This window comes from Bacillus cereus group sp. BfR-BA-01408 (assembly GCF_022663305.1).
GTDB lineage: Bacteria > Bacillota > Bacilli > Bacillales > Bacillaceae_G > Bacillus_A > Bacillus_A pacificus.
Window position 1 is genome coordinate 1 of record NZ_JAKUFF010000100.1, and the last position, 12,435, is coordinate 12,435.

Genomic DNA, 12,435 nt, shown 5'->3' on the forward strand with positions numbered 1-12,435 from the left:
TCAGTAAATGGAATTGTTACCTCGACACGTTGCTTGTCAGAGTATACTTTTAAATTAACTTTAATCTCTGGGAATGTATCAAAATAACGCTCTAACTTACTTAGTTTTTTCTCTACATATTCCTTTAATGCTGGAGTTACTTCAATATTTTCACCACGAATGTTGAATTTCATAGATGAATTCCTCCTTTCAAGCCTATGTACTATAATTTCGACACCGGCTTAAAAACTCCTTCTAACTTTTTTAAAAAAATTAGTGGAATTGCGATTTTTTTATCGTTTTTTGTTGAAATGAAAAGATGCATCGTTTCTATCTTTATTTTATCCTATTAACATCGTGAATAACGAATATAACTGTGGACAATTCGTTACAGAAAAGAAACAACTTTTTGACAACTCCATTCATAACAAAAACCCCTTGCAAAAAAACAAGAGGTTCTACCATATATATAACGTTGCCACAAGCGCAGCTTTCTCTTCCCAAAAACAATATACCTACAGTTTTACAACATTAGCTGCTTGTGGTCCACGTGCTCCCTCTACAATATCAAACTCAACTTGTTGCCCTTCTTCTAATGACTTATATCCATCTTGTTGAATAGCAGAAAAATGAACAAACACATCATCACCGTCTTCACGCTCAATAAACCCAAATCCCTTTTCTGCATTGAACCATTTTACTCTTCCTTGCATGTTCATTCCATTCCCTTCACTCTAAAAATCAGGGCATTTGCCCCATAATTTCACTATAACGAATGACAACTTACGAAGTCAAAGAAGACTTATCGTCTTTTTATTATCTCTTTCGACAGTTACAGATCAACTTCTACAGAGCGTCAAACTAGAAACTTCGCTTGCTCCTTTATCATAGAAAAGACTTCCAATTTGCCTCACTGTAATTCCTGTCGTATATACATCATCAACAAGTAAAATATGTTGACCATGAAACACCTCTTCTCTCTGAAAATAAAAAGGATTACTTCCCGAAAGCCTTTCTTTACGCGACTTCTTACTTTGCTTTTCTGTTTCCTTCCTTCTTAATGATGAATAAAAATTTTTGACAGGCAAACAAGCTGCTAATAACTCTGCTTGATTAAAACCTCGTTCATATTCTCGTTCCCTACTAAGCGGAACAGCAATAACAGTTGAAACGTCCGTAAAATACTTTTGAAATAACTCCCGAAAAGATTGATAAAAAATACGAACTAACTCCGCATCACCTCGAAACTTAAACTGCGCTAGTATACCTTTCATGTCATCATTGTACACGTACAACGAACGATTTTTAAAAGGACGATATCCTTCCTCATTCCTCCATCTTACACAGTCCATGCAAATGTCATTTTCTTTATATCGAGTAGGTAAGTCATCTAAAGGACGGCCACAATCCATGCAAATTCCTCCTATAATATAGGAAAGTTTTTGCTCACATCTATCACATACATATTTTTTATGGGACTTTACAAAGAAGGCGTACCAACTAACTGTTTCCACCATATACTCATCACAAAGTAAACAATGCATTAATCGATCAATCCTTGTTCTTTCGCATTTTTGTTCATACTTTGAATATGTTTTTTCGCACGTACCATTGCCTCTGTCTTACCGTAATGAAAATACATAACCTCACCATATGGCTCTTCAAAACTACGCCCCGCTCGGCCTGCAATTTGTACGAGCGCACTCTCTGAAAAAATTTCTTCTTCAGCTCCTAACACAGCCACTTGTAAGTTCTTCACAGTTACTCCTCTTTCTAAAATTGTCGTTGTAACTAATAACGGAATGTCTCCCTTTCTGAAAGATGCTACTTTTTCTTTTCTCATCGAATCTTCTGCATGCACGCCATCGATTCTATTATCCAACCCTTTCAACAACTGACTTATTTCTTCTATATATTGCACATGAGGAACAAATAAAAAAATAGGATACTTTTTGTTTAAGTTCATTTTTAACCATTGTAGTAACACGCGAGGAATTTTTTTATGATGGAGGCTTTTCTTCCAATTTCCGCACCAACTAAATAGAGGAACTGGTAACGGGTGACGATGGTATCGTCCTGACACAATAACACCTTTTTGTTTCCCCTTTCTGAAATTACGCTTCCACTTTTCATCAGGGGTTGCAGTTAAATAAATACGCGCTGCTTTCTCTTTCATTGCTTGTTGCACTGCATACTGTAACATTTGATCCGCATGATACGGGAAGGCATCAATCTCATCTACAATCATCACATGAAACGCTCTATAGTAACGTAACAGTTGGTGAGTCGTTGCAACGACTAACGCTGCATCTTTTTTATGATCTACACTCCCTCCGTATAAAGCAGCTACAGTTATACTCGGAAACACTTCTTGTAATCTCGGCGCTAATTCCAGTACAACGTCCGTCCTTGGCGTTGCGATACAAACTCTTTCTCTTTTTTGAAGCGCCTCTTCTATACCGTAAAATAACATTTCTGTTTTTCCAGCCCCGCACACAGCCCAAATAAAAAAAGATTTTTTCTGCTTAATCGCTTCTATAACTCCTTGCGCCGCCAACTCCTGACCAGTAGATAAAGTCCCTTTCCAATGTAACGGTTTTTTATGACACTCTCCTGTTCTTTCAGCAATCCCGCGAACAAGTACAGTACATTCACTAACTCTCCCCATCGTGATACACTTCCGGCAATACGCGCATGCTTTACCGCACCTTTTACATAAAAATGATGCAAATAGCCGCTGCTCTATATTTCCGCAGCGCTGACATATATATTTAGAAGCCTTCTTCGTTATACCTTGTACACATACAACCTCTCCCTTCTTTTTCAAATCACTTAATTCTCTCCGTAAATCTGAAGAGAGTTCTTCTAATAGCAACTGTTTTCCAGCAAGCATTAGCACTCACCTCCAGCATTACTATAAACCTTTCTTATAATCTCGTAAAAACACAAAAAAGCCGATAACCTACTTATAAAATAGTAAGCTATCGACTTTATACACGTTTTTTATTCAATTATAATCCTATAATCTACCGTAACCTAAGAAATGTTTTTGGTTATAAGAACTATTTACACTACCGTAAGTAACACCCGTTGATTCATCAGCAGCATGGATCATTTGACCGCCACCAATATAAATACCAACGTGAGATACGCCTTCTCTGTAAGTACCTTGTAAGAAGATAAGATCTCCTGGTTTTGCTTCAGATGGGCTAATCTTTTGTACAGAGTTCCATAAACCTCTAGTATCTTGACGACCTAAACCGTAAACATAAGAGATTAAACCACTGCAGTCAAATCCACCATTTGAAATTGACGCACTACCCCATACGTATTTTAAACCTACTAAGCCTTTAGCTTTTGAGACAACATCTTGTCGTCCCCCATCATCATTACCTGGTACTGGAGTTGGAGCTGGTGTTGCTTTTTTCTCTTCTTTTTTCTTAGGCTCTTCTTTTTTAGATTCTTCTTTTGGAGCTTGTACAGCATTGTTTGCTGGAGCTACTGGCTCTGCTTGTGTTTGTGCTGGTTGAGCTGGAGCTTGTTGAGCCTGAGCTTGCTGAGCAGCTTGTTCTGCTTGTTTTTGAGCAGCAACTTCTTGTGCAGCTTTTTCTTGCGCTTCTTTTTCAGCAATTTGCTGTAATTTTAATGCCTGTTGTTCAAGCTCCTTCAATTGGTCTTCCGTACTTGTCATTGAAGTTACAACTGTATCCATTTTACCGCTTAAATCGTTTACTGCCGCTGCTTTTTTCTCTTTTTCAACATCAAGTTCTTTTTTAGCAGTTTCAATTTGAGCTTGTGCTTCTTTTAATTCTTTTTGCTTTGTTTTTACCGTTTCAACATCTTTTTTCACGTTCGCTTGATCTTCTTGTTGTGTTTTCATGATGTCTTCGTCAGACTCAAGAATTTTAGAAACTGAATTTAAACGATCAACTAAATCTGCAAGATTTTTAGAGTTTACAAGAACTTCTGTTACAACGTTCGTGTTTGGTTGCTCTTGAAGTGCAACTAAACGTTTTCTTAATAACTCTTCACGTTTTGCAATTTTCGTTTGTAATTCTGCAATATCTTTATTTTTCTTTTCGATTAATTGCTCAGTGTCCGCAACTTTTTTCGTTGTTTCATCAAGCTTTGCAGCATTCTCTTGAACAGACTTATCTAAACCTTGAATTGTTTTGTTTAAGTCATTCATTTGTTTTTGTAATTCATCACGTTCTTGTTGTTGTTTATGTAAAGTGTCATTTTGTGTATTAATTTGTGATTTCACGTCAGAAATTTTATCTTCTGCAAATACATTTGGTGTTAGTCCTGAAAACATTAACCCTGCCACTAATGCGCAAGATGCCATTTTTAGCTTTTTCATTTTATTTTTTACACCGCTTTCTTTTTTCTTTTTCCGTATATAACCTATAAAATTTATACCATAATTCGGGATTTTTTTTGCTAATGTTACGCTTTTGTAAAACAAATGTAATATTATATGTAGCACTATCGCAAAATATGCATATTTTTGTATATACGTGTAGAGTTTTAAAAGTTTTTTTAAGCAAAGAAAAAAACGCAAGGTTTCCCTTACGTTTTATTAAATATACTAATACGGATGAAATCAAAACGTTATTTCATCCATTTCTCAGCCCAATTTTGGACTTCATCCATAACACTTTCTAACGCTTTTCCCTTGTCCGTTAAGCCGTACTCGATTCGAACTGGTACTTCTGGATAAACATTACGAACTACAATGCCTTCGCTTTCCAATTCCTTTAAACGCTCTGATAACATACGATCGCTCATATTCGGTATAATATCTGCGATTTCTCTAAAACGTTTTGACTCTTCCAGCAAAGATTTAATAATTAAGCCAGTCCATTTCTTACTAAGCAAAGTAAAAGCTGACTCAAACTTTGGACATAAACAAGAATTATGCTCCATATGTTTCACCTCTCTTCTATTATAATATAGTTTCTTGTAAAAAGTAAGTTATAAAACTTTCCTCATTATTTTATTTTACGTACATTTTACCATTTCCAAATATTAACTTGTCAACTTCACGTAAAATATCCGTAAAAAAACCCTCTTCCGAAAGAGAGCTTTTTATATCTTTATTACTTCGTATACCATCCAAGACCTAGTGCACCTTCACCTAAATGCGTTCCAATTACAGCACCGAAATAACCTGTGCGGATTGTAACATGAGGATATTTTGCTTCTAATTCTGCCTTCCATTCATTCGCTTCCTCTTCACGTTGTGCATGAATGATAACTGCTTCCATAGGTACGCCTTTACTTGCTTGCTCATCAAAAATTTCAATGATACGTTTTAGCGCTTTTTTACGCGTACGAATCTTTTCAAACGGGATAATAATTTTGTCTCTAAAATATAAAACCGGCTTTACTTGTAACAGACTACCGATGAAAGCTTGCGCACTATTTAATCGGCCTCCACGTTGTAAATGGTGTAAATCATCTACTACAAAATAAGCGTCCATCGTTTTCTTCATTTCATCAAAACGGGCGATAATCTCTTTTGGATCCTTCCCTTCGCTTGCTAGCTTTGCACCTTCACGCACGTAGAATCCTTGTACTTCACAACTAATTTCAGAGTCGTACGTATATACATCAATACCCTCTACCATTTGACCAGCTGTCGTTGACGTTTGATATGTACCACTAATCCCACTTGAAAGATGAATGCTAATAACTGCATCATAATCCTTAGATAATTCTTCATATAGCTCAACAAACTTTCCGATTGCTGGTTGAGAAGTTTTCGGAAGCTCTTCTTGCTCACGTACTTTTACATAAAAATCATCTGCTGAAATTTCAGCTTCTTCTTGATAAGATTCCGTTCCAAACACAACGTTTAATGGAATCATATATATATTGAGTTCATCACGAATATGCTTCGGTATATATGCTGTACTATCAGTAACAATAGCTGTTTTCATTTTCGTACCTGCCTTATAAAAAAGTTTTTATTTCCTAATTTTACACGAAAACTAAAAATGGTGCATCCATACATGAAAATGCGGGTTTGAAATTATACTGATCATCTCGACAAATTACAACAAAAAGGTAAAATACTCATCAAAAATTTCAGCTTATTTATAAAAAATGTTTGAATATAAAAACGCCCGCTTTTAAAATGTAAAGTACTAGTCATTTTGATGGATAGGGGCGTATACAAGTGTTATTACAATATTTAACAATAAAAAACTACGGTGAACACGAAATTGTTATTCAAAAATCAAGATTCATCTGTTACGTTAGTCGTGCTACAACCGAAGAAGAAGCTCAAGAATTCATACAAAAAATCAAAAAACAAAACTGGAATGCAACACATAATTGTTCTGCGTATTTAATTGGCGAACAAGATCAAATCCAAAAAGCAAATGATGATGGTGAACCTAGTGGTACAGCTGGCGTACCCATGTTAGAGGTACTAAAAAAACGCGGTTTAAAAGATACCGTCGTTGTCGTTACCCGATATTTTGGTGGCATCAAACTGGGAGCTGGTGGATTAATTCGCGCATATGGAAAATGTACAAGCGAAGGCATTAATCATGTCGGTGTTGTCGAGCGAAAGCTAATGCGTATTATGCAGACCGAAATTGATTACACATTACTTGGCAAAATTGAAAATGAATTACGCAATTCAAAATATGCCATTAAAGATATACATTACCTCGAAAATGTCACATTTGATACGTATGTAGAAGAAGATGGAAAACAAGCATTCACGGATTGGATGATTGAATTAACAAATGGGAAATGTACAATTACAGAAGGAGATATGTTGTACTTAGAACAAGATATTATCTAAGAATAACTACTGTATCGCCTTTAAAGATTAATGTAGTGAATTACTTTCCTACAAATGAACTAAGGAGATTATATATGGAAGAACGTTATTATCATCTCCAAAATAGCAGAATAAAAAAGAAACGAAGAAGAAAGTTTTTCTACTTCCTTATTTTCTTATTTTTATTTGGTAGTGTAGGACTTTATATATTAAATTCCTACTCTTCTCTCATGGGGATGTATAGTGGTTTTACTCGTGAAAAATCGGATTTGAGAACCGAAGATGTAGAAATTACAAAGGAGCCTTTTACACTCCTTATTATGGGTATAGAAGATTATGCAACAGACGGCCAAAACGGTCGTACAGATTCATTAATGTTTGCGACAGTCAATCCGAAAACGCAAAAGATTTCGCTTATGAGTATCCCTCGTGATAGTCGCGTTCCAATTGTCGGAAAGAATAAAGAGGACAAAATTAACGCTGCGCATGCTTACGGCGGAGAAGAAATGGCAATCAAAACTGTCGAAGGTTTCCTAAAAGTACCTGTAGACCATTATGTTAAAATTGATTTCCAAGGATTTAAAGGTATTGTTGATGCTGTTGGCGGTGTTACTGTTGATGTTCCCTTCGATTTTTGGGAGCGTTCAGACGTAGATTACTACAAAAAAATCCAATTTAAGCAAGGACAGCAAGAATTAAATGGTGAAGAAGCACTCGCTTACGTTCGTATGCGAAAGCAAGATCCAAATGGTGACTATGGTCGGGCCGCTAGACAAAGACAATTACTAGCTGCTGTTGCTCAAAAACTAAATTCCACCTCTACCGTATTTAAAATTAAAGATTTAACATCGGTCGTTGGAAAATATATAAAAACTGACATTCCTATTTCTGATGGCCTTGCTCTTTACAAGAAACTTTCTGGGTTTGATCCTTCCACAATACAAACACTCAAACTTGAAGGAGAAGACAAAAAAATAGGTGGTATTTATTACTTCCTTCCAGATCCAAACGGTGTTGAGGCAGTACGTAACGAAATTAAAAAAGAACTAGGAGAAAAGGTAACCACGCAAGAAAATTCAACAACAAAAACCGAATCCACTCCTTCTTCAAATTCTAACTCTAACGAAAAAGCGAAGAAAGAAACGAATCGGAATCAGAATAAAACACCAACTGATCCCCCTCCTTCTACGAATGCTCATGCAGAGTGGATTATGAGAAATCAGCAATAAAAAAGAGCCAAATCGCATGCGATTTGGCTTTTTTTTATTTATTAAAGTGTTTTAAAATTGCTTCTACAATACGCTCTGATGCACGGCCATCACCGTACGGATTAGATGCTTTTGACATCTTATCATGAGCTTCTTTGTCTGATAACAACTCATCAGCAAGGCTAAAGATTGTCTCTTCGTCTGTTCCCGCTAATTTCAACGTACCTGCTTCAATACCTTCTGGACGCTCTGTTGTATCACGAAGAACAAGAACTGGCACACCGAGTGATGGTGCTTCCTCTTGTACCCCGCCAGAGTCAGTTAACATTAAGTATGAACGAGCTGCAACATTGTGGAAATCAATTACATCTAGCGGCTCAATTAAATGAATGCGGCCATGATCGCCTAAAATATCATTTGCAGTTTCACGAACAATAGGGTTCATATGAACAGGATACACAACTTGTACGTCTTCATGCTTATCAACAAGACGCTTAATTGCACGGAACATATTACGCATTGGCTCTCCTAGGTTTTCACGGCGGTGAGCTGTCATAAGTACAAGACGATCATTTCCAAGTTTCTCTAGTACAGGATGACTATATGTTTCTTTTACAGTCGTTTTTAGCGCGTCAATCGCTGTATTTCCTGTTATGAAAATGCGTGATTCATCTTTATTTTCTTTCTGTAAGTTCGTTGCTGATTTTGCTGTAGGTGAGAAATGAAGATCTGCCATTACGCCTGTTAATTGGCGATTCATCTCTTCTGGGTATGGAGAATACTTATCCCATGTACGAAGTCCTGCTTCGACATGACCTACTGGAATTTGATTGTAGAAAGCAGCTAAACTTGCAATAAACGTTGTCGTCGTATCACCATGTACAAGTACGATATCAGGCTTTGCTTCTTTCATTACTTTATCCAAACCTTCTAAACCACGCGTTGTAATATCGATTAAAGTTTGGCGATCCTTCATAATATTCAAATCGAAATCTGGTGTAATTCCAAAGATACTTAATACTTGGTCTAACATTTGACGATGTTGTGCTGTTACAGTCACAATCGATTCAATTTTCTCAGGATGCTTTTGCAACTCTAATACAAGAGGTGCCATTTTAATTGCTTCTGGACGTGTCCCGAAAATTGTCATTACTTTTAAACGTTCAGTCATTTCATTGCCTCTTTTCTTTCACTAGTTACAAATCCTATTATGACATATAAGAATATACATGAATACATACCTTTTTAACGAATAACAGAAAAATCCCTCTTATGAATACTTTCTCTTCCAACGGAATAATAATCTATTCCTTGTTTCTTGACATCCTCATTAGTATAACAATTTCTTCCATCAAATAAAATAGGCTCTCTCATAAGTTGTGCGTACTTTTCTAACGGATAAGCTCTGATTGCTTCCCATTCTGTCACGATAAAAGCCGCACTCGCTCCTCTAATCGATTCATCTATACATTCGCTATATTGTATAGTCTCCCCAAAGATATTTTTCATATTGTGAATTGCCTTTGGATCATATAGAACTACATCCGCACCCATATGAATTAATTCTTGTATCATAATAAGGGACGGTGCGTCTCTTATATCATCCGTATTCGGTTTAAATGCCGCTCCCAGCACTGCAATCCGCTTCTTGTTCATATTTACTACTTTCTTCGCTTTCTCAATCAATAACAACTGTTGTTTATTATTCACTTCAATGACGGCTTTTAACAAACGAAAATCATGCGCCACATTCCCTGCAATTTGCACAAGCGCTTTCGTATCTTTCGGAAAACACGATCCCCCGTAACCAATGCCCGCATTTAAAAAAGACGCCCCAATTCTCTTATCCATTCCCATTCCTTTTGCAACATCTAATACATTAGCTCCTACCTTCTCACATATATTTGAAATTTCATTGATAAAACTAATTTTTGTCGCTAAAAAGGCATTCGATGCGTATTTAATCATCTCTGCACTTTTTATATCTGTAACATACGTTTGCAAATGTAATTTACTATATAAATTCTCAACTTTTCGCGCCGCTTCCTCATTATCAGCTCCAATTACAATACGATCTCCCTGAAAAAAATCGTAAATCCCTGAACCCTCCCGTAAAAATTCGGGATTCGATACAATATGTAATTCATGCCTATTTTGTAATGTCTCCTCAATCCATCCCCTCATAGCACCATTCGTCCCTACAGGAACAGTACTTTTTGTAACAACAATAATGTCTTTAGTCGCATATGCTCCAATATCAAAACATGCATTTTGAATATACGTTAAATCTGCTGTCCCATCTAATAACGATGGCGTTCCAACTGCAATAAATATAAATTCTGCATCATGAAATGCTTCTTCTTTACTTGCTGTAAAAGTTAAACGATTATTCTCACACGCATCATGTATTAATTCATATAAGCCAGCTTCATAAATAGGCAGATCCCCTTGTTTTATCCGTTCAATTTTCTCATCATCTATATCAAAACATGTAACCGAATGTCCCAATACTGCCAATCCTACTCCTGTAATCAATCCAACGTATCCGGTACCTATTATCGTAATTTTCATTTCCTTTTCGCACAGGAATATACAATAGAAAATATACGAATACATAGAATTTCCCCTGTGCTTCCCCCTCTCACATTAAAAATGAGAAAACTCTTTTACTTCTTTATTATATGAATTGCTTTCTTCATTCTTTTTTAAGTTTTTGTAAAATTAAATATTGTCCATAAAACCAATAAAAATTTTACCGAGATTAAAGCTGCACGTTCAGGCTTGAAAAATTCCCACATTTTAACACGGAACTTACTCATTTCTACGTGTAACACTTATAATATTGAAATAAAATTATTCGCTATTAAAGAGAAAGAAAAAATGTCATATTCCAAAGCCCAATACGATTAACCTTCTCAAATGATTCAACATTCTGTATACCATTGTCATATATTCTATCTGCTTCCATTTACCATAAAACGAAAAAAAGATTGAATTCTAATCTTTTTGTGATACCATATGTTATGAGCCTGTAAATAAACATCATAATTTTCAGATAAATATATTAAAAAAAATTACGTTAGACTATAAAAGGGTGGGGTATTAATGGACTCACAAGTGATTTATGCCATTTTGGCATCTTTCATCACTGTACTCATCGTTACTCCTTTAGTTATTAAGTTAGCTTTTAAAATAGGAGCAACAGATAAGCCAAACGCGCGTAAAGTGCACCAAAAGATTATGCCTCGTCTTGGCGGGTTAGCAATATTTATTGGTGTGGCTGTTGGATTTGTTGTCGGTGGCTTATACGAACAAAGAATGTTATCGATAACGCTAGGTGCGATTATCATTGTAATCATCGGTATTTTAGATGATATGTACGAGTTATCTGCGAAGGTAAAATTCGGTGGACAACTATTAGTTGCCATTATGATTGTAAAAAGTGGATTATTAGTGCAAGTATTATATATTCCAATCCTCGGGGATACTGAACTTGGATGGCTTGCTTACCCAATTACAGTATTTTGGATTGTAGGTATTACAAATGCCATCAACTTAATTGACGGCTTAGATGGATTATCCGCTGGTATTTCATCTATCGTACTGGCAACGCTAGCATATATGGCCTTCACTAGCCCATGGGGTACTGGAGCTGCTATTATCTTACCACTAGCATTAATTACATTAGCAAGTACAATTGGATTTTTATTCTACAACTTCCATCCAGCAAAAATTTTCATGGGAGATACAGGAGCACTATTTTTAGGATACTGTATTTCTGTTATATCGTTACTTGGATTATACAAAAGTGTAACGCTATTCAGCTTTATCGTTCCAGTTATCATTTTAGGCGTGCCTGTATTTGATACGACATTTGCAATTATCCGTCGTATCGTAAATAAAAAACCTATTTCAGCACCAGATAAGTCGCATTTACATCACCGTTTACTTGCAATGGGCTTCTCTCATCGTAAAACGGTACTAATTATATACGCATTCGGTATTTTCTTTAGTGTAAATGCAATCATTTTCTCTAGTGCGACATTATGGTTATCCATTATTCTTCTTTTCGTTTTAATCTTCTTTACAGAGATTATTGCTGAAGTAATTGGACTTGTACATGAACGTTACAAACCACTTATTTCCTTTTATAAAAAAGTGAAAAAACGCGAAGACTAATTGTAGTATAGCCTTTACTATTATGAAATATTCAAATAGCATCCTCTTTCTTATAAGAGGATGCTATTTTTTATTCGTTATTTTATATTTCCAAAATATAGCTTGTTTGAGAGTTCCACTATTGGAGAAAGATATACATAATAAGAAAAGGATTATATTTTCTTTTTTACATCTTGATTGTCAAACTGAGGGTGAATGTTATGATCAAGCGAGTATTTCAATACATTATTTTATTTTTAACGATTACTATGTACGCGTCATCTCATGCAGGAG

12 protein-coding genes are annotated in these 12,435 nt (G+C 35.7%); 3 read left to right on the forward strand and 9 right to left on the reverse strand.

All coding sequences use genetic code 11. The features are described from left to right. The 7 genes from hpf to MR083_RS24415 all read right to left on the reverse strand — a co-directional run. A partial coding sequence (gene hpf / locus MR083_RS24385; protein ID WP_242269964.1) for a ribosome hibernation-promoting factor, HPF/YfiA family occupies nt 1-173 on the reverse strand: 173 nt, incomplete at its 3' end. A gap of 321 nt (nt 174-494) precedes the next feature. Then, a complete protein-coding gene (cspC, locus tag MR083_RS24390) occupies nt 495-692 on the reverse strand; it encodes a cold shock protein CspC (protein WP_001162041.1) in 198 nt (65 codons plus the stop codon). A gap of 126 nt (nt 693-818) precedes the next feature. Beyond that, entirely contained in the window at nt 819-1,523 is a 705-nt protein-coding gene (locus MR083_RS24395) for a ComF family protein (RefSeq protein ID WP_011040839.1), read from the reverse strand. Continuing rightward, nucleotides 1,523-2,872, reverse strand: a complete 1,350-nt coding sequence (gene comFA, locus MR083_RS24400) for an ATP-dependent helicase ComFA (protein ID WP_000879436.1) — start codon at nt 2,870-2,872, stop codon at nt 1,523-1,525. The genes MR083_RS24395 and comFA overlap by 1 nt, the downstream gene beginning before the upstream one ends. A 126-nt stretch (nt 2,873-2,998) precedes the next feature. Continuing rightward, nucleotides 2,999-4,444 carry a C40 family peptidase gene (locus MR083_RS24405; protein WP_041184798.1) on the reverse strand — a complete coding sequence of 482 codons (1,446 nt, stop codon included), beginning with the start codon at nt 4,442-4,444 and terminating at the stop codon, nt 2,999-3,001. A gap of 146 nt (nt 4,445-4,590) precedes the next feature. Next, entirely contained in the window at nt 4,591-4,905 is a 315-nt protein-coding gene (locus MR083_RS24410; protein ID WP_000400857.1) for a winged helix-turn-helix transcriptional regulator, read from the reverse strand. A 173-nt stretch (nt 4,906-5,078) separates the two neighbouring features. After that, nucleotides 5,079-5,921, reverse strand: coding sequence for a DegV family protein (locus tag MR083_RS24415; protein ID WP_000844764.1), 843 nt, complete (start codon nt 5,919-5,921; stop codon nt 5,079-5,081). A 239-nt stretch (nt 5,922-6,160) separates the two neighbouring features. Between MR083_RS24415 and MR083_RS24420 the strand changes: the two genes are divergently transcribed. Continuing rightward, on the forward strand, nt 6,161-6,796 hold the full coding sequence (locus MR083_RS24420; protein ID WP_000926694.1) for a YigZ family protein: 636 nt from the start codon (nt 6,161-6,163) through the stop codon (nt 6,794-6,796). Nucleotides 6,797-6,870: 74 nt separating this feature from the next. Beyond that, nucleotides 6,871-8,004 carry an LCP family protein gene (locus MR083_RS24425; protein WP_000392776.1) on the forward strand — a complete coding sequence of 378 codons (1,134 nt, stop codon included), beginning with the start codon at nt 6,871-6,873 and terminating at the stop codon, nt 8,002-8,004. A 34-nt stretch (nt 8,005-8,038) separates the two neighbouring features. Here MR083_RS24425 and wecB read toward each other — a convergent pair whose 3' ends face one another. Both wecB and MR083_RS24435 read right to left on the reverse strand, forming a co-directional pair. Further along, nucleotides 8,039-9,154: a non-hydrolyzing UDP-N-acetylglucosamine 2-epimerase gene (gene wecB / locus MR083_RS24430; protein ID WP_242269962.1), complete on the reverse strand. Its 1,116-nt coding sequence runs from the start codon at nt 9,152-9,154 to the stop codon at nt 8,039-8,041. Nucleotides 9,155-9,228: 74 nt separating this feature from the next. Continuing rightward, complete coding sequence (locus MR083_RS24435) at nt 9,229-10,599, reverse strand: UDP-glucose dehydrogenase family protein (RefSeq protein ID WP_242269963.1); 1,371 nt, start codon at nt 10,597-10,599, stop codon at nt 9,229-9,231. Nucleotides 10,600-11,088: 489 nt separating this feature from the next. Between MR083_RS24435 and MR083_RS24440 the strand changes: the two genes are divergently transcribed. Next, on the forward strand, nt 11,089-12,162 hold the full coding sequence (locus tag MR083_RS24440) for a glycosyltransferase family 4 protein (RefSeq protein ID WP_061184238.1): 1,074 nt from the start codon (nt 11,089-11,091) through the stop codon (nt 12,160-12,162). Nucleotides 12,163-12,435 lie beyond the last annotated feature (273 nt).